Origin of the sequence: Devosia sp., from assembly GCF_017307565.1 — a bacterium.
Lineage (GTDB): Bacteria > Pseudomonadota > Alphaproteobacteria > Rhizobiales > Devosiaceae > Devosia.
This window is the reverse complement of record NZ_JAFKHD010000364.1, coordinates 7,836-31,292: the sequence shown is the minus strand read 5'-3', so window position 1 is coordinate 31,292 and position 23,457 is coordinate 7,836. Positions and strand designations below refer to the sequence as shown.

Below are 23,457 nucleotides of genomic sequence, written 5' to 3'. Positions count from 1 at the left end.
TTTGCTACCTATGCCTTCCGCGATGATGCAGGCGAAGTGGCCATCGAAAAGCTCGATATGGAAGATGAAACGGTCGATGTCTGGTACGGCACGCCGCTCCGCGCCGGCCGCCCGGTCATTACCCCGGCCTATCTCGACCAGATCGAAGACGTCCCGACCCTGATCACAACGATCGCCGCGCCGGTCATTCTCAACGACCGGATCGTCGGCGCCTCGGGCGTCGATATCGCACTTTCCGACATTTCGAGCATGATCGGGGCCCTAAAACCCTTTCATGACGGCACCGCCTCGCTGATCGATGATAGCGGACAGTGGCTTGCCTCGCCCGATGCGGCGCTGCTCGGCCAGCATGCCGATGACCCCACCGTGACCAGCCTCGTCGAAGCCGCCATGGGCTCGGGCATGGCCGAGGAGTGGGATGGCGACATCTATCGCGCCGCCATTCCGATCAGCTTTGCCGGCGTCGCCGAGCGCTGGATCCTGACCATTGCCGTGCCGCAGGACGCCATGGTTGCCGGGGCCATCGCGGCGCGCAACATCATGATCGTGGTGTCCATCGCCATTCTGATCGCCGCGCTGGTCGGAGCCTCCTGGGTTGCGGCGCTTTTCGCAAAACCCATCACCATCATGTCGGGCATCATGGGCCGCATTGCTGGCCGCGAGCTCGATGCGCAGGTGCCCTTTATCGGCCGCAAGGACGAGATCGGCGGCATGGCCGAGGCGGTGGATGTCTTTCGCCAGAATGCCCTGCGCATCGAAAAGCTCACCGAGGAAGAGGCGGAGCTGCAGGCGCACGCCAATCGCCGCGCCAAAACCATGCAGGATTTTCAGGCCGAGTTCGACGCAGTGGTCGCCGCAGGCTTGCGCGGTGATTTTTCCGCCCGCGTTTCCACCCGCTTTGACGATGCCGACATTTCGCGTGTCGCCGCCAATATCAATGCGCTGATGGAGTCCATCGCCCGGGGCCTCGCCGAAGCCGGCGAAGTGCTGTCAGCCATGGCCCATACCAACCTGACCCATCGCATGGAAGGGCGCCACGAAGGCGCCTTCGCCCAGCTGCGTGACGACACCAATGCGGTGGCCGATTCCCTCGTTTCCATCGTCCGCCGCATCCGTTCGACCTCGGGCGAATTGCGGGTGGCGACAGGCGAAATCCTCTCCGGCGCCAATGATCTCAGCGAGCGCACCACCCGCCAGGCAGCGACCGTCGAGCAGACCTCGGCCTCCATGGAGCAGCTGGCCAGCACGGTCAGCGAGAATTCGAGCCGCGCTGAAGCGGCGAGCCTTGAAGCGCGCAAGGCCTCCGCCGTCGCCGACGAAAGCGAAGCGGTGATGCAGCGGGCAACCGCCGCCATGGCCGATATCGCCAGCTCCTCGCGAAAGATCACCGACATTGTCGGACTGATCGACGACATCGCCTTCCAGACCAATTTGCTCGCCCTCAATGCTTCGGTAGAAGCGGCGCGGGCCGGCGATGTCGGCAAGGGGTTTGCCGTCGTCGCCGTCGAAGTCCGCCGCCTTGCCCAATCGGCCGCCAGCGCTGCCGAAGACATCAAGCGCCTCGTCGAAAAGAGCGGCAAGGAAGTCGACACCGGCACGCGGCTCGTTTCGGAAGCGGCCGCCAGGCTTCTCGCCATCCGCGACTTCGTTCGCAACAATGCCGGTCAGATCGAAGGCATTTCGGCAGCAAGCCATGTGCAGTCGCGCGCCATCGCCGAAGTCAGTGTCGCCGTTCGCCAGATGGACGAAATGACCCAGCACAATGCGGCCCTGGTCGAAGAGACAAATGCCGCCATCGAGCAGACTGAAAATCAGGCTAGCGAACTCGAACGGTTGATCTCCGCCTTCGAAATCGGCGACGAACGCCCCGTCCGCCGCGTCATGCAGGCTGCCGAGTAACGCAGTCGCAGTTTTGCGGCGCTCAATGCTAACAGTGTGCTAGCCTATAGGCGTCACGCGCGTGTCATTCGCGATGGCTACAACCAGCTCATTCGAATGAGTTGGTACCATGCGCAATCAAGGACATTCCTGGGAAGAAACCCGGGATCGGATCAGCGACGAAATTACCTCCGGACGCCTCGCGCCCGACACCCGCCTGCCGTCCGAGCCTGAACTTTGCCTGCTCTACGGCACCCGCCGGCACTCGCTGCGCAAGGCCCTGGCAGCCCTTGTCGCCGAAGGAAAACTGCGCGTCGAACACGGTCGCGGCACTTTTGTCGAGCGCGCGCCGCTCCTCAATTACGTCATCGGTTCGCGCACCCGCTTCCGCGAAAACCTGATGTCCCAAGGGCTTACGGCCTCCGGCGAGACTTTGGCCGAAATGACCATCCCGGCCAGCAAGCGCGTCGCCACAGCCCTCGCGATTGAGCCCGAAGCGCAGGTTTTCGCCCGCTCCTGGCGCGGCTTTGCCAATGACCTGCCGATCAGCATCGGCTGGGCCTATCACGAGGCGCAGCGCTTTCCCGATCTGCCGGAGCGGCGGCGCGAACTGTCGTCGATTACCAAGGTTTATGCGTCCTACGGAATCACAGATTACCGGCGGCTGCGCACCACCGTTTTTACCCGTATCGCCTCGGAAAACGAGGCTGCCATGCTCATGCTGCGACCCGGCCAATCCGTTCTGGTTGTTCAGAAAATCGACGCCGACCTCGATGGTCGCCCCATCGGGTTTTCGGAAGCCGTGTGGGCCGGCGACCGGGTGCAATTCACCTTTGAAACCGACCAGCCGACCGTGCTGGCCACCGAAAGAGACAGCGATGTTTAACGAGACCCCTTCGGGTGGCGGCGACCACGGCGCAGCGCTCGATATTCTGGCGGGGGCCCGGCCCGAGCGCCTGAAAGCCTTTGCGGAACAACTCCTTACCGACATGGGCGAGATTTCCGTCCTCACCAACCGCACGGGCCTCGTCATGGTCCCCATGCGCGACACCGTGGAAAATGTCGACTTTCACCTCGGCGAAGTCTTGGTGAGCGAAGCCCATATCGCTGATGCCCAAGGCCACGTCGGCTACGGCATGGTGACTGGCCGCGACCTCGAACACGCAATGGCCATGGCCGTTATCGACCTCCGCATCGCCGCCGTTGGCGAGGAGCCGGCCACGGCAAATTTCCTCACCGAAGAACGCGCCCATCAGGCCGCTGAAGACACAGCCCGCATGCGGCAGGTCGAAGCCACGCGCGTTGAAATGGAGACGTTCTGATGCTGACCGTCGCTCCCCCCGATGCACTGGAACTGCGCAGCAATGCGACCTTTGAAGCTCTGATGTGGGCCCTCTCGCGCCCAGGCGATAGCAGGGAAATGCCCGAATCCGGGCTTGCCGCCATCGCCGAAACATTGGTCGATCTCGAATGCACCGTCTTCGCCGATGATCCCGCCTTGCGGTCCGAGATCGCGGCGACCGGCGCACTTGTTGCCGAAGATATTTCCCAGGTTGACCATGTCTTTCTGTCCTCGCTCGAAGGCACTGAAGTACAGCTGGCCACTCTTCGTTGCGGCAGCGCGCTTTATCCCGATGACGGCGCAACGCTGGTCGCAAACGTCCGCCATGGCGTCGGCCATCGCGTGCGGCTTTCTGGCCCGGGCGTCGATGGAACGCTGGAACTGACCCTCGGCATTTCGCCCGGTTTCTGGGCCATGCGCGCCATGCTCTGCGCCTATCCCGAAGGCTTTGACATGCTCCTCGTCGATGGCCGCTCGGTCATCGGCATTCCTCGCTCGACCCTGGTGGAGGTGCTGTAATGGCCTATGTTGCAACCCGCGGTGGCGAGAAAGCCATCGAGCAGGCCGAACGGCTGTTCCGGCAGGACCTGGGCACGATCGATGCTGCCCGCGTCGAGACGATCAAGCAGACCATGCCCTATCTCATCGATCGCGTGATGGGCGAAGCCTCGCTTTATAGCGAGGAACTGGCGGCCCTGGCCCTGGCCCAGACCGGCGGCGAACTTTCAGAAGCGGTGCTGGTGCTGCGCGCTTGGCGCACGACCCAGCCGCGCATCGCCATCGCCCGCCCCGTGCAGCAGGATGAAATCCTCACCCAGCGCCGTATCTCCGCAGCGTTCAAGGATATTCCCGGCGGTCAGATTCTGGGACCAACCCTCGACTATTCGCACCGCGTGCTCGCAACCAATGTGCTCGAAGGCAAGCCTTATGCGCCACCGGCCGTCGAAGCCGCGACCAAGCCCGCGCCGTCGCGCCAGCCCTCGCTCGCCGATTGGCAGCGCCAGCAGGGCCTCGTCGCTCCGGCCAATGCCTCCGATGTGGCGCCTGAGGACATTCCAGACCTGACGCGCGAACCCCTCTTGTTCCCGGCCTCGCGCGCCCATCGCCTCCAAAGCCTTGCACGCGCCGAAACGGGCGGCGTGCTTGCGCTCGGCTATTCCGCCATGCGCGGCTATGGCAATGCCCATCCGACCGTCAACGAACTCCGCCTGGGCGAAGCCGAAGTCGTCGTGCGCCATCCGCGCGGCACCGAGTTTTCTGCCGGGCGCGTACGCGTCAGCCAGGCGGAAGTGACGTCCAAGGAAAAGGGCGGTTTTCTGGAGCTGGGCTTCGCCGCCACTTTTGGTTGGAACGAAGTGAAGGTGATCGCCGCAGCAACGCTCGATCTCAATTCGGCGGAGGCGCCGGTCGGCTCGCCGGTCCACGAAGAGTTTTATCTCTATCACACCGAGAGCGTGGAGGCCTCGGGCTTCTGCATCCATTTCAAGCTGCCCCACTACGTCACCTTCCAGTCGATCCTCGACGCCATGCGTGACGCCAAGGCGAAGAAGGCCGCGGCCGAACAGAAACCGGCAGAAACGCGCCAGACGGAACCCGCAGAATGACCCTTTCATCCCTGACAAAACCCTGGGCCGCGACCAGCTACGGTTTTCTCGATGCCTCGGCCAAGCGCGAACTGCGCCGGAAAATGCTGAAGGCGATTGCTGTGCCCGGCTGCCAGATGCCCTATGCCAGCCGCGAAGTGCCGATGGCCCGCGGCTGGGGCACTGGTGGTCTGCAGGTGACCCTCACTCTCGTCAACCCGACGTCCACCGTGAAGGTGATCGACCAGGGCGCTGACGATGGCGTCAACGCCGCCTCGATCCGCCGCTTCATTTCGCGCGTCTCCGGCGCGTCGGAAACCTGGGACACGCTCGCCGCCTCCATCGTGCAGTCGCGTCACCGCGTGCCAGAAGAGGTTATGCGCGAAGACCAGATCCTCGTGCTGCAGGTGCCCAATCCCGAGCCCCTGCGTGGCGTGGAGCCCAACATTTCTATCGCCCGGCAGATGCATGCCGATGCCGACTACGGAAAGCTCTGGCTGACGCTTTATGAGCAGATCGTGCGCAAGGGCCGCATCATGCAGGGGGCGGCCTATCCCTCCATGGTCAATGGCCGCCATGTCATGACGCCATCGCCCATTCCGCGCTGGGACGTGCCAAAGCTCAATATGGCCAAGCATCTCACCTTTCTCTCTGCGGGTCGGGAAAAGCGGCTGTTTGCCGTGCCGCCCTTTACCCGCGTCGAGCCGCTGGTCTTCTCCGACCGTCCCTATCGGGTTGAGGACCACGCGGATCTTACCTGCCGCCGCTCCGGCGTCTCCGGCTATTTCATGAACGAGTTGCCCATCGATGGCGGCGGTTCGGCCTTCGAAGTGTCCGACAGCAATCTTGGCATCAAGGCCATCCAGCAGTCCGAAGGCGCTGCCATCGAGGTCGGAAAGACCTGGTATCGCAATGGGGAGTTTTCGGCATGAGCCTCGATATGAGCCCCGCGGCGTTGACCCGCGCCGAACCGCGCTTGATGCGCGCCGAACCGCTTCTTACGATGCGCGATATTTCCAAGACTTATGGTGATGTACGCGCCCTGCGCCATGTCGATGCCACGGTCTATCCCGGCGAAGTCATGGGCATTGTCGGGGAAAGCGGCTCGGGCAAATCGACGCTGCTCCGTATGATGAATCTCGAAGACACCCCTGATAGCGGCGACTACTCGTTGCGTCTGCCGAACCGGGAAGATGGCAATCTCTTCGACCTGACGCGCTACGAGCGCCGCATGCTCTGTGCGCGTCATATCGGCATCGTCTATCAGAACCCGCATCTGGGCCTGCTCATGAAGCACTCCTCAAGCGGCAATGTCGCCGAGCGGCTGCTCATCGCCGGCGAGCGCAGCTTTGATGTGCTCCGCGCCAAGGCACGCGAAGCGCTTGATGCCTCGGAATTCCCGCTTTCGCGCATGGATGCCCGCCCGATCGAACTGTCAGGCGGCATGCAGCAGCGCGTGCAGCTGGCCAAGGCCATTGCGCTTGAACCCGCTCTTTTGCTGCTCGACGAGCCAACCACCGGCCTCGACGTTTCCGTTCAGGCGCTGGTGCTCGATACGCTAAAGCGGCTACAGCGCGACCGGAAAATCACCATGGTGCTGGTCAGCCACGATCTCGGCGTCATCCGCACGATGGCCGACCGTGTCATGGTGATGCGCCATGGCGAAGTGGTGGAGCAGGGTCTGGCCGATCAGGTGTTTCAGGACCCGCAGCACCCCTATACCCAGCAACTCGTGCACGCCAAGCTCTGAGGTGAACCCATGAACTCCACTCCCTTGCTGCGTGTCGATGGGCTGACCAAGACCTTCCGCATGTATCACCTCGACAGCATGCTGCATGCCTTTGAAGGGGTCAGCTTCGACCTCTTTGAAGGCGAGTTCCTGCTGTTGCGCGGGCACAATGGTGCCGGCAAATCGACGCTGCTGCGCACCATCTGGCGCTCTTATCTGCCGGTCGGCGGCCATGTCTGGTACCGCTCCAATCACGGCGAGATCGACCTCGCCAATGCCGCCGATGTCGACATTGCGCTCCTCCGCCGCGAGGAAATCGGCTTCGTCACCCAGTTCCTCAATGCCCGTCCCCGCGTTGCCGCGCAGGACATCGTCGCCGAACCCCTGCTGCTCGCTGGCACCTCTCAGGCCGAAGCGCTCGATCAAGCCCGGCACTGGCTCGACCAGTTCGGCGTACGCCCGGAACTCTGGCGTGCCTATCCCAGCACTTTCTCAGGTGGCGAACAGCAGAAGGTCAATCTGGCCCGCGCGCTGATCCTGCCGCAAAAGCTGCTGCTGCTCGACGAACCCACGGCTTCGCTCGACGTCGGCGCCCGCGCCGCCCTCGTGCGCCGCCTTTCGGATTTGAAGGCGCAAGGTGTCGCCATCATTGGCGTGTTCCATCACCCCGGCGACGTCGCCCAGTTGATCGACCGCGAAATCAATCTCAATACCAAGGTCGTTGCCGACCAGAGCGAGGAAGAAGAAAATGTGGCTCTCTAATTTCCGTATCGTCCTCGCCGATCGCGTCATCGAAAATGGCGCGCTGAAGGTCGAAGACGGCATCATTGCCGAGATCAGCGAAACCCCAGTCGCCAATGCCGATGCGGACGGAAACGGCCTCCTCCTGATGCCGGGCATGATCGACATGCATGGCGACATGATCGAACGCGAAATCGAGCCGCGTCCCGGCGTGCGCATGCCGATGGGGCCTCCGTGATCTCGACATGAAGCTCGCGACCTCCGGCATCACCACGGCCTATGCCTCGCTCTCCTTCGCGCCCGGCTCCACCTATGGCCACATGCGCTCCTATGATTTTACGAGCGAAATGATCCGCGCCGTCGTCGCGGCACGGCCAAACCTGCTCATCGACCATCGCGTCCATGCACGTTTTGAAGTGACCTTTCCGGCTGCCCTGTCGGTTGTGAAAGAACTGGTTGGCGAAGGTTCGGTCGATCTCGTTTCCCTCTGCGATCACACACCGGGGCAGGGGCAGTATCGTAATCTCGAACTGCAGGCCGCCAATATTTCCAAGAACAAGGGCATCTCGCTCGAAGCCGCCGCCGAACAGCTGCAGCAGCGTATTCGCGATCGCCAGGAAACCGCCGGCGACATGACCGCCACCCTCCGCGCCATCACCCAATATTGTGCGCTGCATGGCGTGCCCGTCGCCAGCCACGATGACGACACGGTAGAGAAAGTGGAACTGATGGATTCTCTCGGCGCCAATATTTCGGAATTCCCGGTGACGCTCGAAGCCGCCAGGGAAGCCAATCGTCGCGGCATGCTCAATGCCATGGGAGCGCCGAACGCGCTCCGGGGTCAGTCCTATTCCGGCAATCTCTCTGCGCGCGAAGCCCACGAAGCCGGGGTGCTCGATCTCCTCGCAGCCGACTATCACCCCTCGGCCATGCTGCCGGCCGTGCTGGTTCTGGGCAAGACCGATCCTAACGGTCTTCCGGGCGCGGCAAAACTCACCTCGCTCAATCCGGCGCGGGCGCTTGGCCTTGAAGATCGCGGTGAAATACGTGTGGGCCTGCGTGCCGATCTCTTCGTTGCCAGCGATACCGGCGTCGGTCGCGTCCATGCCACGATGTCACGCGGCCGCTTCGTGCATTCCGATGGTGCGCTTGCACTTTCAGGCGTTTCCGCGCGTCACGAGACAGTCATTCGAATGAGTTAATCGTGTCATTGAGACGGGCTAGGGTCCTAGGCATAGAAACACGGCAAGGTGCGTCATGCTGGAACTGAAAAAAGTCACCAAGACTTTTGGCGACACGATTGCGGTAAGCAACGTGTCGCTCACCTTCGCCCCGGGCCAGATGGTCGGCATTATCGGCCGGTCCGGTGCCGGCAAGTCGACCCTCCTCCGTCTCATCAACCGCCTCGCCGGCGTCAGCGAAGGCCGCATCAGTTTTGGCGACACCGATGTGGGTGCCCTCGAAGGCAAGGCCTTGCGGGCCTGGCGCGCCCGCTGCGCCATGATCTTTCAGCAGTTCAACCTCGTGAACCGTCTCGACGTGCTCACCAATGTGAGGATCGGCCGCATCGGCACCGCGGCGACGCTGCCGGTCATGCTAAAGCGCTTTCCAGCCGAGGACCGGGCCAATGCCGCCATGGCGCTCGATCGGCTGGACCTTTTATCCCAGGCGCTGCAGCGCGCCGATACGCTTTCGGGCGGTCAGCAGCAGCGCGTCGCCATTGCCCGCGCCCTGATGCAGAAGCCGAGCCTCATCCTTGCCGACGAGCCCATCGCCTCGCTCGACCCGCGCAATGCGAGGCTAGTGATGGATGCACTGCGCACCATCAACCGCCAGGACAAGATTACCGTCATCACCAATCTCCACACGCTTGATGCGGCCCGCGCCTATTGCGATCGCATCGTGGGCATGGCCCACGGCCACGTCGTCTTCGACGGCACGCCGAGCCAACTTACCTCGGCGGTGATCCAGGAGATCTATGGTGACGATACCGAAACAGCCGTGGACGAAAACCTGACTTCCACAATGGCTGGCACCAGTCCCGCAGGACGACAGATGGAGGCGGCTCACTAGGGCCGCTTCCTTTCCCAAACCGGAGTTCCATCAATGCTCACCTTGACGCGTCGCGGCCTTGCGGCTGCGCTGGTTTCGCTCGCGCTTGTCTCGCCAGTCCTGGCTCAGGAATGGAAGGCCGAATATCCCGAACTGACCATCGGCATCTCCTCGGGCGAAAACGAAACCGACGCCATCGCCCGCACCCAGCCCTATGCCGACTATCTCAGCCGCGAGCTGGGCGTGCCGGTGAAGATCGTTCGCGGTACCGACTATGCTGCCGTGATCGAAGCCATGCGTGCCGGCCACGTGCAGTTCGCTTCGGTCGGTCCTGCTGCCTATGCGCTGGCCCGCAAGGTCATGGGCGATGATATCGCTCCGGTCGCCGTTACCCTCGATCAGGAAGGCAATCTTGGCTACTTCTCCGTCATCGCCGTGCGCGCCGACAGCGAGTACCAAAGCCTCGAAGACATCAAGGGCAAGTCCTTCGCCTTCGCCGATCCGAACTCGACATCGGGTTATGCCGTTCCGTCCTACTATCTCTCGACCGAACTCAACACCTCCGCTGCCGACTATTTCAGCGAAGTCGCCTTCTCCGGCGGCCATGAGCAGAGCGTCATGGCGCTGGTCAACGGCACCTTTGAGGCTGTCGCCACCCACTGGCGCAACGAAAATGCCGGCAACATCCAGACCATGGAAAAGAAGGGCCTGATCCCGACCGGTTCGACCCGCATCATCTGGAAGTCCCCGGTGATCCCCAACACCCCGGTGATGATGCTGACCACCTTGCCGCAGGAACTGCAGGACGCGTTCAAGACCGCGTTGATGGCCTTCCCGGAAAAAGACCCTGAAGGCTTTGCGACCTACAGCAATGGCACTTCGAGCGGCTATGTTGAAGCCAAGCACGAAGACTATCTCGACGTGATCGCCATCACCGAGTTCAACGCCGAAGAGCGCCGCAAGAACGGCAACTGATCTCATCCAACTGACCGGCGCATGTCTCCTGCGCCGGTCTTTTCTTTTGCGAGGGCCCCGTGTCCACCTTGACCCCCACCAATGGCCGGCTGTCATCGACGACGCGGGAGGAGCGCCTCCTCTCGTTCGAAGGGCGCTATCGCCAGCAGCAGTTTACCCGCCGCAACTGGACCCTCCTTTACGGCGCGCTGTTCCTAGCCGCCCTCATTGGCTCCATCGCTGCCAGCGGTTTCAGCATTCCGGGCCTCATCAAGGGCCTGCCAATGGCCTGGAACTATATCGCCGGCACGCTGCCGACGCTGACCATCGAGAATTTCTGGGGTGATCTCGCCAATTGGTATTGGGGCTTGCGGTTCTGGACGCGCCTCCTCGTCGAAACCATTCTCATGGGCTTTGTCGGTACGGTCCTTGGTGGCGTCCTAGCACTGGTCCTCTGCTTCCCGGCCTCGCGAAACCTCGTTGAAAATACTGCCATCTATTTCGCCGCCCGCCGTGCGCTCGAATTCTGCCGCACCGTGCCGGAGCTGGTCTTTGCGCTGATCTTCGTTTTCGCCTTCGGCCTCGGCCCCTTTGCCGGTGTGCTGGCCATTGCCGTTCATACAGCAGGCTCGCTCGGAAAACTCTTTGCCGAGGTCAATGAGAACGTCGATCCGCGTCCCATCGAGGGTGTGCGGGCTTCGGGCGGCAATTGGCCGATGGTCATGCGTCTCGGCGTCGTGCCGCAGGCCCTGCCCAATTATGCGAGCTATCTGCTGCTGCGCCTAGAGATCAATGTGCGCGGTGCCTCGGCTTTGGGGCTCGTCGGGGCGGGTGGTATCGGCCAGGACCTCTACGTTGCCATCCGGCAGTTCGAATACACTGATATCTCCGCCATCATGCTGCTGCTGATCCTGACGACGTCGGTGATCGACATCATCTGCGAAACCATCCGCCATCGCCTTATCGGCCACGATCTTGCTGCGAGTGCCTGACCCATGAACACCGCTCAGCTCGCCGACATTTCTCGTCTGAAACGCATCAATCCTGAGATTTTCAGCCGCCCGCTGCCCGAAAGGTTGCGCGACTGGGGCATGTGGATCGCCTTTCTCGGCACCTTTGCCTTTGGGCTCTGGTGGATCGATGCCTCGCCCATGCGGATCATCAACGGGCTCAACAAGCTCAGCATGCTGGTCGTGCTGATGATCCCGCCCTGGCCCGGCGATGGCCTCTGGGATTATGCCAGGGCCATGCTCGAAACCCTCGCCATGGCTTTTCTCGGCACCGTTGTCGCCGCCGTCATCGCCGTGCCGCTCGGTTTTCTGGGCGCCAAGAACATCGTGCCCAACTGGCTGTTCCACTTCAGCATTCGCCGCTTCTTCGACGCTTTTCGCGGCATCGATGGTCTCGTTTGGGCGCTGATCTTCGTCTCCGCCGTTGGCCTTGGTCCTTTTGCCGGTGTGCTCGCCATTGCGGTGGGCGACGTGATGGTTCTGGGAAAACTCTTTGCCGAGGCGATCGAGAATGTCGACAAGAGGCCGGTAGATGGCGTGCGCGCCTCAGGCGGCGGCGGCCTCCATGTCATGCGCCTCGGCGTCTTCCCGCAGGTCTTTCCGGTGATGATGAGCCACGTGCTCTATTTCTTCGAATCCAACGTCCGCTCGGCGACAATCCTGGGCATCGTCGGGGCAGGGGGTATTGGCCTGCAGCTTTCCGATCGCATGCGCATCAATAATTGGCAGGAAGCCGCGTTCATCATCCTGTTGATCCTCGTCACTGTTTCGATCATCGATGCGATATCCCGTCGCATCCGCGCCAAATTGACCTGAAGGGGGCAGAATTTCTGCCCCTCCAGGGACAATGAATTTCATGTGACGAGATGAGCATGCAAGTTAAGCCCAAAGTGGTCTTCTCAGGAGGCGTGAGCATCCCTATACCTTGGCAATAGATTCGTGCCCGAGGACTGGCCCCTGCCTTCGATACCAACCGACTTCGCCCTTCCCCTTCTTTGCATTCTGCCATTTCTGGCAAGTGTGTTTGTTTTGGCTGCGCCGGGTAAAAAATACCGGGGTGCGGTCTGGTCTACGGCGATAGTTTCGGCGGTTTTGAGCGTTCTCTCGCTCGCGCTTTTTCCCGCCGTGGCGGATGGTGGGGTCATCATCAGCCGCATCGAATGGATCCCGCAGCTCGGGCTCAACCTGACCCTGCGCATGGATGGCCTGGCCTGGCTCTTTGCCGTGCTGATCACCTGCATCGGCTTCCTCGTGGTGCTCTATGCGCGCTACTACATGTCGCCCAAGGACCCGATCGCGCGCTTTTATGCGCTGCTGCTGGCCTTCATGGTGGCAATGCTGGGTCTGGTGCTGTCGGGCAATATCATCCAGCTCGCCATCTTCTGGGAACTCACGAGCCTCGTTTCCTTCCTCCTCATCGGTTATTGGTATCACCGCGGCGACGCGCGCGACGGCGCCCGCATGGCGCTGATCGTTACCGGCATGGGCGGCCTGGCGCTTTTTGTCTCGATGATGGTGATCGGCCATATCGTTGGGAGCTACGAACTTAACGACGTGCTGGCTTCAGGCAGCAAGATCGTCGAAAGCCCGCTCTACCCGGTAGCGCTGATCCTGTTGCTGCTCGGCGCCTTTACCAAGAGCGCGCAGTTCCCCTTCCAGTTCTGGCTGCCCAATGCCATGACCGCGCCGACCCCGGTTTCGGCATATCTGCATTCGGCGACCATGGTGAAGGCGGGCGTCTTTGTTCTTACCCGCTTCTGGCCGGTCATGCATGACAGCCAGTTGTGGTTCTGGATCGTCACTTATACGGGGCTCGCGACGCTCATCTTCGGGGCCTATACCGCGCTGTTCCAGCGCGATCTCAAGGGACTCCTCGCCTATTCGACCATTTCTCATCTTGGGCTCATCACCACGCTTCTCGGGATGAGCACCCCGCTTGCGGCAGTCGCCGCCATCTTCCACATCGCCAACCACGCCACCTTCAAGGCCTCGCTCTTCATGGCCGTGGGGATCATCGACCATGAGGCCGGTACGCGCGATGTCCGCAAGCTGAGCGGCCTCAGAAAATTCATGCCCTTCACGGCTACCCTCGCCATCATCGCCAGCGCGGCAATGGCGGGTGTGCCGCTCCTCAACGGCTTCCTCTCGAAGGAAATGTTCTTCACCGAGACGGCCGAGTTCGACCCGAACATTTTCGTCAACCTGTCCCTGCCGATCGGCGCCACTCTCGCGGGCATGCTCAGCGTCGCCTATTCGATCAAGTTCGTGCATGGCGTGTTCTTCGGACCGCCGCCGACTGAGCTCGAAAAAGTGCCGCACGAGCCGCCGGCGCTGATGCGTCGTCCGATCGAAATCCTGGTGCTGATCTGTCTCGCCGTCGGCATCATTCCCGGCATCACCATCGCGCCCTATCTCGCTGCGGCGGTGCCCTCGGTCCTCGGTGCCGCCACGCCCTATTACAGCCTTTCGGTCTGGCACGGCTTCAACCTGCCGCTGATCATGAGCATCATCGCGCTCGTCGGCGGCGCCGTTATCTATGTGCCTTACTATCGGCGCCTCCGCGACGTCGATGGCGTGCCGCTCACGCATGGCCTTGTCGGGCAGCGTCTGTTCGAGCGTCTGTTGGTGACCGCCACCAATCGCTGGGCACGGCACCTGGTTGCCGCCTTCGGCACGCAGCGCCTGCAACCACAGATTTTTACCGTTATCTTTCTCGCGCTGGCCGCCGGCATCGGTGCGGGCTGGTCGCGCATCGGCAATCTGCCGCTGCCGAGCAATTTCGATCCGGTTTTGGGGCTTGTCTGGGTGCTTGGTGGCGTCTGTGCCGTTGCAGCAGCGCAGCAGGCCAAGTTCCATCGCCTCGCCTCCATGATCCTGATGGGCGGGGCGGGACTTGCCACGTGTTTGACCTTTGCCTGGTTCTCCGCGCCTGACCTGGCGCTGACGCAGTTGCTCGCCGAGATTGCGACCACGGTCCTGATCCTCCTTGGCTTGCGTTGGCTGCCCAAGCGCAGCCCGGTGCCCGAATCAACGCCCTGGGCGGCGCGGTTCCGCCGCTATCGCGACTTTGGCCTTGCAGCGCTTGTCGGCCTCGGAACCGCCATTGCCAGCTATGCCGTGATGACCCGCGCAGCACCCGATGGCATCTCGGACTTCTTCCTTGCCAATGCCTATACCCAGGGAGGCGGTACCAATGTCGTTAACGTCATGCTGGTCGACTTCCGTGGCTTCGACACCATGGGCGAAATCACCGTTCTTGGCGTCGTGGCCCTGACGGTGTTCGGCCTGCTACGCCGTTTCCGCCCGGGTTCAGACAGTGCTGATCGGCCAGAACAGCAGCGCATGCTCGATGATTATGCGCCCGGTGCCAGCGAGAACGTCGCCGACGATTTCCTGCGCATCCCGGCGCTGTTCATGAACTGGATGTTCCCGATCGTGATCGTCGTCGCCGTTTACATGTTCCTGCGTGGACATGACCTGCCGGGCGGGGGCTTTATCGCCGGCATCATCATGTCGCTGGCCTTCATCCTGCAATACATGGCCGGCGGTACGCGCTGGGTCGAAGAGCGCCTGCGTATTCTGCCGGTGCTGTGGATCGGCTGGGGCCTGCTCTTGGCGCTGCTCACGGGCCTAGGTGCCATGGTGCTCGGAGCGCCCTTCCTCACCTCTGCCTTCGCCTATGCGGAGCTGCCGCTGATCGGCAAGGTGCCGATGGCAACGGCTCTGATGTTCGATCTTGGCGTCTTTGCCCTTGTCGTCGGCGCGACCGTGCTGATGCTCATCGCTCTCGCGCACCAATCCATCCGCCGCCCCAAGGCCGCAGGCTCCAATAAACCTAAGCAGCGCGCGGGGCTCGACAAATGGAACTGACCCTCGCCATCGCCATCGGCATTCTCTCCGCTTCCGGCGTCTATCTGCTGCTGCGCCCGCGCACCTTCCAGGTGATCATCGGCCTGTCGCTCGTCTCCTATGCCGTCAATCTCTTCATCCTCTCAATGGGGCGTTTGCGCATGGATGCGGCGCCGGTCCTTTCCGGAGCCAACGCCAATATTGCCGACTATGCCGACCCGGTGCCGCAGGCACTGGTTTTGACCGCCATCGTCATCGGCTTTGCCATGACCGCTCTCTTCCTTGTCGTGATGCTTGCCGCCCGCGGCCTTAGCGGCTCCGACCACGTTGATGGAAAGGGGGATTGAGATGACCGGCATGAACCACATCGCCATTCTGCCCATCCTCATTCCCATGGCGGCGGCAGTCTTCAACCTGATCCTGGGCGACCAGCGCAGCAATCGGCGCATCGTCGGGGTCAATATCGCCTTCGGCGTGCTTCTGGTCCTCGTCTCGGGTCTGCTGCTGACCGTGTTGGCCCAGGCCGATACGGCTGCTGCGGCCGTCTATCCGCTCGGCAATTGGCCGGTGCCCTTCGGCATCGTGCTGGTCGCCGATCGCCTCGCCGCCATGATGGTGCTGACTACCTCCATTCTGGCGCTCGCGGCGCTCGTCTATGCGTCGGCCCGCTGGCACAGCCGTGGCACCAATTTCTTCCCGCTGTTCCACGCGCTGGTCATGGGGCTCAATGGCGCCTTCCTCACCGGCGATCTCTTCAATCTCTTCGTCTTCTTTGAACTGCTGCTTGCTGCGTCCTATGGCCTGGCGCTGCATGGCGGGGGGCGCAACCGCGTCCGCGCGGCGATGCACTATATCGTCATCAACCTCGTGGCCTCGTTCCTGTTCCTGATCGGCGTGGCGCTGATCTATAGCACGACCGGGACGCTCAACATGGCCGACATCGCTCGTGCCGTGCCCCATATTGCCGGTGACGATCTGGGGCTATTCGAGGCCGGGGTCGCCGTGCTCGGCGTGGCCTTCCTCATCAAGGCCGGCTCCTGGCCGCTGCATTTTTGGCTGCCCAATACCTATTCGTCCGCCGCCCCGCCGGTTGCTGCGCTTTTCGCCGTGATGACCAAGGTCGGCTTCTACGCGATCCTGCGGCTCTGGACGCTGGTCTTTGCCAATCAGACCGGGCCGGAACTGGCCTTCGGGCAGAACGTGCTTTTCGTTCTTGGCGTCGCGACAATCGCCTATGGGAGTGTCGGGGCGCTGTCGAGCAAGGCGCTCGATCGGCTCGCCAGCTATCTGATCCTTGTTTCCGCCGGCACGCTGCTGCTAGCGGTCGCTTATAATTCGCCCGGCGTGACCACGGGCGCGCTTTACTATGTCGTCGTCGCGACCCTTGCGGCTGGTGCGCTCTTCCTCCTCAAGGACGTGATCGACCAGGTGCTTCCGGCCGAAGCGCAAATCCTTGCTGTGTCGCTCGAGCTTTATGGCGACGAGGAAGAGGTTCTCGATGAGGACCAGGAAGTCAGCCGCACCATTCCCGCTGCTGCAACATTGCTGAGCCTCTGTTTTGCTGTGGCCGCTCTGGTCATGGCAGGCCTGCCGCCGCTTTCGGGCTTCATCTCAAAGTTTGCCATGCTCTCGGCGGCCTTTTCCGCCCAGGCGAGCCCAAGTGCTGCAACATGGTGGATGACGGGGGCCATGATCATTTCCGGCCTCTTCGTCCTCGTCGCCATGGTGCGTAACGGCATCAACATCTTCTGGACGTCCATGCCGGACGACGGCCTGTTGCGCCTGCGGGCGCTTGAGATCTGGCCCATTATCGCCCTGTTGACGCTGTGCGTGCTGCTGGCGGTGTTTGCTGGGCCGGCCATGACCTATTTTTCCGAGACGGCCGCCTTTATCCACGCGCCGCAAAGCTATGTCGATGTGGTTCTGCCTCAGGAGGTGGCATCATGAGACGTCTCCTCCCCCACCCGATCCTTGCCTGTTTCCTGCTGGTGCTCTGGCTCGTGTTGCAGCAATCGGCGGGCTTTGGCCATATCCTCCTCGGCTCGATCATTGCCATTGCGGTCTCGGCGGCAGCAACGGCGGTCATTCCCGATCAGGTGATCGTCAAGCGGCCCTATAAGCTCCTTGTGCTGTTCGCGGTCGCCGGTCTCGACGTGATCCGCTCGAACCTTGCCGTCATGTCGGTGCTCTTCCACCCGCGTCCCAAGCCGACAGCGGGCTTTATCGAGATGGAACTGACGCTGACCAATTCCTTCGCTCTGGCGATCCTGGCCTGCATCCTGACGGCAACCCCGGGCAGCGCCTGGCTCGAATATGACCGGGAGCGCAGCACCGTCCTTATCCACGTCTTCGACGTCGTGGACGAAGACGCGTGGGTGGCAACGGTCAAGCGTCGCTACGAGACCCTCTTGCTGGAGATTTTCGAATGAGCGTAGCCATTCTCGAATGGAGCCTTCTCGCCGCCCAGGTCATGCTGGGTCTGGGCATGTTGGCAACCGCCTATCGCATGATCGCCGGCCCGCGTGCCCAGGACCGCATCCTGGCCTTGGACGCGCTCTATGTCGTTGCCCTGCTGCTGCTCATCACACTGGGCATTCGCAACAATTCGCAGGTCTATTTCGAGCTGGCCATGCTCATGGGGCTGCTGGGCTTCGTTGGCACGGTGGCGCTCGCGAAATTCCTCATGCGCGGCGAGGTGATCGAATGATTGCAGATCTGCCGCTTTGGCTTTCGATCCTCGTCTCCGCCTTCGTCGTGCTTGGTGCCCTTCTGACCATGGCGGGCTGTTTCGGCCTTGTTCGGCTCAAGAGCTTTTACCTGCGCATTCACGGCCCAACTATGGGCACCAGCATGGGTGGCGGGCTGATCCTTCTGGCGTCCGCCATCTACTTCACCGTCACCCGCGAGCGGCTGGTAGTGCATGAGCTGATCATCTTCCTGTTCGTCAGCCTGACGACGCCGGTGACGCTCATGCTGCTGGCGCGCGCTACCTTGTTCCGCGATCGCGTCGAAGGTCAGATCGATGTGCCGCGCCGGCCGGAAAAGCTGGCTCCGAAGGACTAAATCCCCAGCTTGTCCTTGAGCGAATACCACCAAGACCCGAGCGTCGAATACTGCGCGCGGAACAGCCGGCCGCCGGGAAAAGGTATCCAGGGCAAGGCGGCAAAGGTATCGAAACGGGTCATGTCGCCCCGGATCGCTTCGGAAAGAATGCGACCGAAAAGGTGCGAGCCGGTGACTCCGTGCCCGGAATAGCCATGAGCGAAATAGACTCGATTTCCGAGTCGCCCCATCTGCGGCACGCGTGAGAACGACAGCGCGAAATTGCCGCTCCAGGCGTAGTCGATCTTCACGTCCTTGAGTTGAGGGAAGACCTTGTCGAGGTTGGGCCGCAGTTTTGCCACGACGTCCGCAGGGTCGGTGCCGCCATACACGACGCCGCCGCCGAAGATCAGCCGGTGATCGGCGGAGAGGCGGAAATAGTCGAGAATGTAGCGCACGTCCTCGACGCACATGCCGGTCGGCAGCAGCGCCTTGGCGCGCGCTTCTCCGAGCGGCTCGGTGGCCATCATCTGGGTCGAGACCGGCATGACACGGGCAGTCAGTTCCGGCACCACATTGCCCAGATACGCATTGCCGCAGATGACGGCCGTCTTGGCCGTCACCCGCCCGGTGGCGGTGTGGACGACGGCGTTTTCAGCATTCTGCTCGACGCGCACCACCGGGGAGTGTTCGAAGATGATGCCGCCGAGCCCTTCGAGGGCCGCCGCTTCACCAAGGGTGAGGTTGAGCGGATGCATGTGGCCACCGGAGTGGTCGATCATGCCGCCGGCATAGACCTCGGAGCCGACGTGCTTGCGGATAGCGTCGCGATCGAGCAGTTCGTGATCGTCCATGCCATAGCGCTGCCACAGCGCCTTCTTGGCTTCGAGATCGCGCATGTGCTGATCAGTGTAGGCGGCGTAAATATTGCCGCGCTTCAGGTCGCACTGGATGGCGTAGCGTTCGATCCAGTCATAGATGATCCCGGCGCCTTCCTGCACCATACCGCCGACGAAGGCGGCGGTTTTCTCACCATAGCGGCGCCCGATGGTTTCGAGGCTCGCATTGAGACCGTTGACCACCTGACCGCCGTTGCGACCCGACGCGCCCCAGCCGACCTCGGCACCTTCCACCATCACGACCTTGAAGCCATGCTCGGCCAGATGAATGGCGGTGGAAAGCCCGGAATAGCCGGCCCCGACGACGCAGATGTCGGCCGTCATCTCGCCTTCAAGCTTTCGCGTTTGCCGGATCATATTGCGCGAGGCGGCGTAGTAGCTCGGTGGATAGGAGCCGTCGCCGGCATAGGATTTTTCGACCATCACACCACCTCGAGATAGGCGGAGAATTCAAGGTCGGTGACCTGGGAAGCAAAGCCCGCAATCTCCTGCCGCTTGCAGGCGACGAACATGGATTGTAGCGTCGCATCGAAAATACGGGGGATCATGTCGCCATCTTCGAATGCGTTGACTGCCGATGCCCAGTCGGCCGGCAGTTTCGGCAATCGTTCGGAATAGGCGCGGCCCTTGAAAGGCTTTGGCGGTTTCAGGCCATCCTGGATGCCGACAAGCGCGGCGCCCAGCACACCGGCGAGCACCAGATAGGGGTTGGCGTCGGCCCCGGAAACCCGGTGTTCGATGCGCCGGGCCTTGTGATTGCCGCCGGGGATGCGCACCGCTGTCGTGCGGTTTTCATAACCCCAGGAAATGGCGCTCGGGGCATGAGTGTCGGGGCGGAGGCGACGATAAGAATTGAAATGCGGCGCAAAGAGCAGCGTCGATTCCGCCATGCCGGCCAGGAGGCCGCCGACAGCGTTCAGCATCACATCGGACCCGGTGTCGGTGCCATCGTCGAAGACATTGTTGCCGGCAGCGTCGTTAAGGCTGAAATGGACGTGAAAGCCGTTGCCGGAGCGCGTGCCATAGGGCTTGGCCATGAAGGTGGCGACGAGCTTGTGCTTTCGCGCCACGCCCTTGACGATCCGCTTGAAAAGGACCGCGTCATCGGCGGCCTTGAGCCCATCGGTGTGCAGGAGATTGATTTCGAACTGGCCGACGCCGTTTTCGGCGACTGCGGTGTCGGCGGGCACGTTCTGCTGTTCACACTGCTGATAGACGTCGCGGAAGAACTCGCCGAAATCCTCAAGCTCGTCGAGCGAAAGGATGGCGTCGGAGTCGAGCCGCTTTCCGGTATAGGGCGAGATCGGCGGCTGGGCCGATTCTGCGTCCGGGTCGACGAGATAGAATTCGAGCTCGGTCGCAACGACGGGTCTGAGCCCGATTTCGGCGTAGCGCCGCAGCACCAGGGCCAGCGCCTGACGCGGATCGCCGAGGAAAGGGGTCTGCGTATCCTGAAACAGCCAAAGCGGAATCATCGCGCTCGGCCGGGTGGTCCAGTTGATCGGCAGGGCGCCACGGCCGGTGGGGCTGCAGATGCCATCGACGTCGCCGCTCGAATAGACCATTGGATTGCCCACGATATCCTCGCCCCACACGTCGACGCCGACGATGGAGAGCGGCATGCGAATGCCGTTTTCGGCAATACGACGAGCCTGGTCGATGGGGATGCGCTTGCCGCGCATGATGCCGTTCAAATCGCACACGGCCGTGTGCAGGACTTCAATCTGCGGGTTCTGTTCGAGCCAGCTCACGATGTCGGTATTCACTGTCGCTTCGATGGTCATGCCTCGTCCGTCGACTTTTCGTGTTTTCCGACACCACCCTAGCAGGAGCTTTTGTCATTCGGGAAGGCTAAGCGGCAACGCTCTGGTCATCGCGGACGGTGCCGGCATCAATGGTCAGGTCTGACAGAGCCGTAAGAGGCGCCGTGGCAGCGAGGTTCTCGCTATCGAGCGACAGGATGACCACGTCGTAGATTTCGGCGAGTGCCTGAATGAGGATGCGAACGGATTTCGCGCCGGGATCGAGCTGAGCCTGCCGTCCCCAGGGCACGAGCGCCACCTGGTGAGCTCCGCTGCCGTGGACGATGTCGGCGAAGGAGGCGAGGCCGAGCGACAGGTCGCTGATGCCCGGGACATGTCCGCGACGACGGCTTGCGGCATCCACGAGCACGACGCTGCGGCGCTGGCTTTCATAGCGGGCCAGAAGTTTTCGGCTCGCGACGGCGATCTCGCGGCCACCCTGGATTGCGACGATGCGGGCGCTATCGAGCGGCGGGGGCGCTTGCGGCTCGTCGGACCAGGTTACGGCAATATCGACGTCCGACAATTCGGCTGTTTCGAGCCAGTTGTGTTCCGTTGGCTTGTCCGTCGCGACCATCGAGACCGGTTCGATGGCTTCCTCGGGTCCGGTCCGGTTTCGCCGCGATCGCAGGAAGGCAAAAAGCCCGATCTGGCCAAAAAAGGCGAGGCCACCGGAAAAGCCGAGCACCAGGTCGGTGCGGACGGGCCGGGGTAGAGCAATGACCTTTGGTTCTGCTTGCCCCTCTATGGAGCCGGTCGCGACGCTTGTGTCGACCTCTGCCGGTACCACGGCGCTGGCGGCGGCCAGCTGATCGCGCAAGCTGTCCTCAAGGCGGCGGGCAGCGTCGCGATCGGCCTTGGCGAGGCTCGCCAGCTGTTGCAGGCCGCTTGAGAGATCGGCAGTGAGACGGTCGATCTCGGTGGTGATCGTCCGCATCTTGGGAAGGTTGGGCAGAAGGTCGACGGCGAGCCGGTCGCGCTCGCTCTGGAGCGTGGCAAGGCTATCGAGCGTGCGGCCCAGTCCCGGCAGGTTCTCGGCATCAAGCGCCAGCATGGCGTAGTTGCCATCGGCAATCAGGGATTCGATGCGGCGCGTGCGGCTTTCGAGCCTGATCCGGTCTTCCCAGGCAAGGCTCAGCCGCTCCTGCAGCAGCTTTGGTCCGTTCGCTTCAGAACCGGCTACGGCTGGGGCGACCTGGGAATTGATCGCTGCAGGCTTTGCGAGTTCTGGTGCGGAAAGGGCCGGCGGGATTGCGGCGAGCGAGGCGTAGCCCGCGGTCACCGCGTCGAGGATGGCGCGCGCCCGTGTGGGCGTTGCGGCAAGTGCTGCAAGATTGAGGTGTGTGTCGTCGTCGGCCGGCGTCAGCACCAGGCGCTTGCGCAGCAGGGTCGTCGTATCGAGCGTGCCGCCGCCGTCGCGGCGCAGTTCGGCGACGATCTCGGGCGAGAGGCGCGAGACGACATCTGCCAGGTGCTGCTGGTCAGTGAGCTTGTCGGCCTCGCTGGCTGGCGTTCCGCCTGCGGGCAGGCTCAGCGCGAGGCTTGCCTGAAAGGTCTGCGGAATGAACTGGATGGCCGCAAAGGCGGTGAACATGACCACGGCGGTCGCCGCCACTATGCGCGGCAGGCGTGGTGCCAGGGCCGCCAGGAAGTGGCCCCAGCCTGCCGGCCCGCTGATCTGCTGCGTGGATGTGTCCGTCATCGCCATTTCCGTTTGGAAAGACGATGCCTCAACGTGGTTAATATTCCGCAAACCGCACTGCAGAATGCGAGAGCGCAGAAGATATTAGCGGGCGTTCTGCCGCGTGCGTGGCGAGAAGACCGTCAGGAGCACGATCCAGATGTCGAGCAACATGGACCAGTTCTCGGCATAGTAGAGGTCGTGCAGCGTGCGCGCCTCGATCTTGTCCTGGGTCGAGGTGTCGCCGCGATAACCGTTGACCTGGGCCCAACCGGTGATGCCGGGCTTGATGCGCTGACGCTGGGCGTAGAGCTCGAATTTCCCCGACAGTTCATCGTCGTGGGAAATGGCATGAGGCCGCGGGCCGACAAGGCTCATCTCACCGCGCAGCACATTGATCAGCTGCGGCAGTTCGTCGATGCTGGTGCGGCGCAGGAAGTGCCCGATCGGGGTGATGCGGGGGTCATTGACCTGGGCCTGGCGCATGGCGCGTCCGTCCTCCATGACGCGCATGGAGCGGAATTTCAGGATGCGGAAATTGCGGCCGTTGAAGCCGCGGCGTTCCTGCACGAAAAGGGCCGGACCGGGGCTGGTGCCGCGAACGGCGAGCGCAACGGCCAGCAGCAGCGGCGACAACAGGATCAGGCCGATCGCCGAGGTGGCGATATCGAAGGCGCGCTTGAAGAAGCGGCCGGTTTCGTTGAGTGGCGCGCTCAAGTGCTTGAGCGTGCTGCCTGAGCCCAGGGGCACAATGTCGATCAGGTTGATCTGCTGGTTTTCCAGGCTCGACCGGGGATAGAGCAGGATATTGAGCGCATAGGGTCGCCAGGGCGCGACCAGGGTGCCGATGCCGTCGAGATCGTCGAGATCGCCCACGAGCAGCACGTGCTGGCAG

Annotated in this window: 24 protein-coding genes; 20 read left to right on the top strand and 4 right to left on the bottom strand. The window is 62.5% G+C overall.

Features of this window, described 5'->3' with window-relative positions:
• From J0I64_RS15305 to mnhG, 20 genes are all read left to right on the top strand, one after another.
• Positions 1-1,899, top strand: a 1,899-nt coding sequence (locus J0I64_RS15305; protein WP_291409770.1) for a methyl-accepting chemotaxis protein, incomplete at its 5' end; no start/stop codon positions are given.
• Positions 1,900-2,008: 109 nt separating this feature from the next.
• On the top strand, positions 2,009-2,764 hold the full coding sequence (gene phnF / locus J0I64_RS15300) for a phosphonate metabolism transcriptional regulator PhnF (protein WP_291409768.1): 756 nt from the start codon (positions 2,009-2,011) through the stop codon (positions 2,762-2,764).
• Positions 2,757-3,200 carry a phosphonate C-P lyase system protein PhnG gene (locus J0I64_RS15295; RefSeq protein ID WP_291409766.1) on the top strand — a complete coding sequence of 148 codons (444 nt, stop codon included), beginning with the start codon at positions 2,757-2,759 and terminating at the stop codon, positions 3,198-3,200. The genes phnF and J0I64_RS15295 overlap by 8 nt, the downstream gene beginning before the upstream one ends.
• Entirely contained in the window at positions 3,200-3,739 is a 540-nt protein-coding gene (gene phnH / locus J0I64_RS15290; protein ID WP_291409764.1) for a phosphonate C-P lyase system protein PhnH, read from the top strand. The genes J0I64_RS15295 and phnH overlap by 1 nt, the downstream gene beginning before the upstream one ends.
• The gene (locus J0I64_RS15285) at positions 3,739-4,824 is read left to right on the top strand and encodes a carbon-phosphorus lyase complex subunit PhnI (RefSeq protein ID WP_291409762.1); all 1,086 of its coding nucleotides are present in this window, start codon (positions 3,739-3,741) and stop codon (positions 4,822-4,824) included. The genes phnH and J0I64_RS15285 overlap by 1 nt, the downstream gene beginning before the upstream one ends.
• Complete coding sequence (locus J0I64_RS15280) at positions 4,821-5,735, top strand: alpha-D-ribose 1-methylphosphonate 5-phosphate C-P-lyase PhnJ (protein ID WP_291409760.1); 915 nt, start codon at positions 4,821-4,823, stop codon at positions 5,733-5,735. Before J0I64_RS15285 ends, J0I64_RS15280 begins: the two co-directional genes overlap by 4 nt.
• Entirely contained in the window at positions 5,732-6,553 is an 822-nt protein-coding gene (locus tag J0I64_RS15275) for an ATP-binding cassette domain-containing protein (RefSeq protein WP_291409757.1), read from the top strand. The genes J0I64_RS15280 and J0I64_RS15275 overlap by 4 nt, the downstream gene beginning before the upstream one ends.
• Positions 6,554-6,562: 9 nt before the next feature.
• Complete coding sequence (locus tag J0I64_RS15270; protein WP_291409756.1) at positions 6,563-7,294, top strand: ATP-binding cassette domain-containing protein; 732 nt, start codon at positions 6,563-6,565, stop codon at positions 7,292-7,294.
• Positions 7,281-7,511 carry a hypothetical protein gene (locus tag J0I64_RS22650; protein ID WP_366933752.1) on the top strand — a complete coding sequence of 77 codons (231 nt, stop codon included), beginning with the start codon at positions 7,281-7,283 and terminating at the stop codon, positions 7,509-7,511. Before J0I64_RS15270 ends, J0I64_RS22650 begins: the two co-directional genes overlap by 14 nt.
• A gap of 7 nt (positions 7,512-7,518) precedes the next feature.
• A complete protein-coding gene (locus J0I64_RS15265) occupies positions 7,519-8,475 on the top strand; it encodes an alpha-D-ribose 1-methylphosphonate 5-triphosphate diphosphatase (protein WP_366933751.1) in 957 nt (318 codons plus the stop codon).
• A gap of 55 nt (positions 8,476-8,530) precedes the next feature.
• Entirely contained in the window at positions 8,531-9,346 is an 816-nt protein-coding gene (gene phnC / locus J0I64_RS15260; RefSeq protein WP_291409754.1) for a phosphonate ABC transporter ATP-binding protein, read from the top strand.
• A 33-nt stretch (positions 9,347-9,379) separates the two neighbouring features.
• On the top strand, positions 9,380-10,300 hold the full coding sequence (gene phnD, locus J0I64_RS15255; protein ID WP_291409752.1) for a phosphonate ABC transporter substrate-binding protein: 921 nt from the start codon (positions 9,380-9,382) through the stop codon (positions 10,298-10,300).
• Between the two features lie 59 nt (positions 10,301-10,359).
• Positions 10,360-11,271: a phosphonate ABC transporter, permease protein PhnE gene (gene phnE / locus J0I64_RS15250; RefSeq protein ID WP_291409750.1), complete on the top strand. Its 912-nt coding sequence runs from the start codon at positions 10,360-10,362 to the stop codon at positions 11,269-11,271.
• Positions 11,272-11,274: 3 nt separating this feature from the next.
• Positions 11,275-12,105: a phosphonate ABC transporter, permease protein PhnE gene (phnE, locus tag J0I64_RS15245; RefSeq protein WP_291409748.1), complete on the top strand. Its 831-nt coding sequence runs from the start codon at positions 11,275-11,277 to the stop codon at positions 12,103-12,105.
• Between the two features lie 150 nt (positions 12,106-12,255).
• A complete protein-coding gene (locus tag J0I64_RS15240) occupies positions 12,256-15,159 on the top strand; it encodes a monovalent cation/H+ antiporter subunit A (protein WP_366933753.1) in 2,904 nt (967 codons plus the stop codon).
• Positions 15,150-15,485: a Na+/H+ antiporter subunit C gene (locus J0I64_RS15235; protein ID WP_291409744.1), complete on the top strand. Its 336-nt coding sequence runs from the start codon at positions 15,150-15,152 to the stop codon at positions 15,483-15,485. Before J0I64_RS15240 ends, J0I64_RS15235 begins: the two co-directional genes overlap by 10 nt.
• A gap of 1 nt (position 15,486) precedes the next feature.
• The gene (locus tag J0I64_RS15230; protein ID WP_366933750.1) at positions 15,487-17,085 is read left to right on the top strand and encodes a monovalent cation/H+ antiporter subunit D; all 1,599 of its coding nucleotides are present in this window, start codon (positions 15,487-15,489) and stop codon (positions 17,083-17,085) included.
• Positions 17,082-17,567 carry a Na+/H+ antiporter subunit E gene (locus J0I64_RS15225; RefSeq protein ID WP_291409741.1) on the top strand — a complete coding sequence of 162 codons (486 nt, stop codon included), beginning with the start codon at positions 17,082-17,084 and terminating at the stop codon, positions 17,565-17,567. Before J0I64_RS15230 ends, J0I64_RS15225 begins: the two co-directional genes overlap by 4 nt.
• Positions 17,564-17,845 carry a K+/H+ antiporter subunit F gene (locus tag J0I64_RS15220; RefSeq protein WP_291409739.1) on the top strand — a complete coding sequence of 94 codons (282 nt, stop codon included), beginning with the start codon at positions 17,564-17,566 and terminating at the stop codon, positions 17,843-17,845. The genes J0I64_RS15225 and J0I64_RS15220 overlap by 4 nt, the downstream gene beginning before the upstream one ends.
• A complete protein-coding gene (mnhG, locus tag J0I64_RS15215; RefSeq protein ID WP_291409737.1) occupies positions 17,842-18,201 on the top strand; it encodes a monovalent cation/H(+) antiporter subunit G in 360 nt (119 codons plus the stop codon). Before J0I64_RS15220 ends, mnhG begins: the two co-directional genes overlap by 4 nt.
• Here mnhG and J0I64_RS15210 read toward each other — a convergent pair.
• From J0I64_RS15210 to J0I64_RS15195, 4 genes are all read right to left on the bottom strand, one after another.
• Positions 18,198-19,502, bottom strand: coding sequence for an FAD-binding oxidoreductase (locus tag J0I64_RS15210; RefSeq protein WP_291409735.1), 1,305 nt, complete (start codon positions 19,500-19,502; stop codon positions 18,198-18,200). The two genes, mnhG and J0I64_RS15210, sit on opposite strands and share 4 nt — an antisense overlap.
• Positions 19,502-20,863, bottom strand: coding sequence for a glutamine synthetase family protein (locus tag J0I64_RS15205; RefSeq protein WP_291409732.1), 1,362 nt, complete (start codon positions 20,861-20,863; stop codon positions 19,502-19,504). Before J0I64_RS15205 ends, J0I64_RS15210 begins: the two co-directional genes overlap by 1 nt.
• Before the next feature lie 67 nt (positions 20,864-20,930).
• Positions 20,931-22,583: a hypothetical protein gene (locus tag J0I64_RS15200; RefSeq protein WP_291409731.1), complete on the bottom strand. Its 1,653-nt coding sequence runs from the start codon at positions 22,581-22,583 to the stop codon at positions 20,931-20,933.
• Between the two features lie 84 nt (positions 22,584-22,667).
• Positions 22,668-23,457, bottom strand: a 790-nt coding sequence (locus J0I64_RS15195) for an exopolysaccharide biosynthesis polyprenyl glycosylphosphotransferase (RefSeq protein WP_291409729.1), incomplete at its 5' end; no start/stop codon positions are given.

Coding starts and splice junctions, on each gene's coding strand:
- J0I64_RS15275 (WP_291409757.1), top strand. CDS start 5,732: ATGAGCCTCGATATGAGCCCCGCGGCGTTGACCCGCGCCGAACCGCGC.
- J0I64_RS15225 (WP_291409741.1), top strand. CDS start 17,082: ATGAGACGTCTCCTCCCCCACCCGATCCTTGCCTGTTTCCTGCTGGTG.
- J0I64_RS15235 (WP_291409744.1), top strand. CDS start 15,150: ATGGAACTGACCCTCGCCATCGCCATCGGCATTCTCTCCGCTTCCGGC.
- J0I64_RS15210 (WP_291409735.1), bottom strand. CDS start 19,502: ATGGTCGAAAAATCCTATGCCGGCGACGGCTCCTATCCACCGAGCTAC.
- J0I64_RS22650 (WP_366933752.1), top strand. CDS start 7,281: ATGTGGCTCTCTAATTTCCGTATCGTCCTCGCCGATCGCGTCATCGAA.
- phnD (WP_291409752.1), top strand. CDS start 9,380: ATGCTCACCTTGACGCGTCGCGGCCTTGCGGCTGCGCTGGTTTCGCTC.
- phnE (WP_291409748.1), top strand. CDS start 11,275: ATGAACACCGCTCAGCTCGCCGACATTTCTCGTCTGAAACGCATCAAT.
- phnH (WP_291409764.1), top strand. CDS start 3,200: ATGCTGACCGTCGCTCCCCCCGATGCACTGGAACTGCGCAGCAATGCG.
- J0I64_RS15270 (WP_291409756.1), top strand. CDS start 6,563: ATGAACTCCACTCCCTTGCTGCGTGTCGATGGGCTGACCAAGACCTTC.
- J0I64_RS15230 (WP_366933750.1), top strand. CDS start 15,487: ATGACCGGCATGAACCACATCGCCATTCTGCCCATCCTCATTCCCATG.
- phnF (WP_291409768.1), top strand. CDS start 2,009: ATGCGCAATCAAGGACATTCCTGGGAAGAAACCCGGGATCGGATCAGC.
- J0I64_RS15285 (WP_291409762.1), top strand. CDS start 3,739: ATGGCCTATGTTGCAACCCGCGGTGGCGAGAAAGCCATCGAGCAGGCC.
- mnhG (WP_291409737.1), top strand. CDS start 17,842: ATGATTGCAGATCTGCCGCTTTGGCTTTCGATCCTCGTCTCCGCCTTC.
- J0I64_RS15220 (WP_291409739.1), top strand. CDS start 17,564: ATGAGCGTAGCCATTCTCGAATGGAGCCTTCTCGCCGCCCAGGTCATG.
- J0I64_RS15295 (WP_291409766.1), top strand. CDS start 2,757: ATGTTTAACGAGACCCCTTCGGGTGGCGGCGACCACGGCGCAGCGCTC.
- J0I64_RS15205 (WP_291409732.1), bottom strand. CDS start 20,863: ATGACCATCGAAGCGACAGTGAATACCGACATCGTGAGCTGGCTCGAA.
- J0I64_RS15200 (WP_291409731.1), bottom strand. CDS start 22,583: ATGACGGACACATCCACGCAGCAGATCAGCGGGCCGGCAGGCTGGGGC.
- phnC (WP_291409754.1), top strand. CDS start 8,531: ATGCTGGAACTGAAAAAAGTCACCAAGACTTTTGGCGACACGATTGCG.
- J0I64_RS15280 (WP_291409760.1), top strand. CDS start 4,821: ATGACCCTTTCATCCCTGACAAAACCCTGGGCCGCGACCAGCTACGGT.
- J0I64_RS15265 (WP_366933751.1), top strand. CDS start 7,519: ATGAAGCTCGCGACCTCCGGCATCACCACGGCCTATGCCTCGCTCTCC.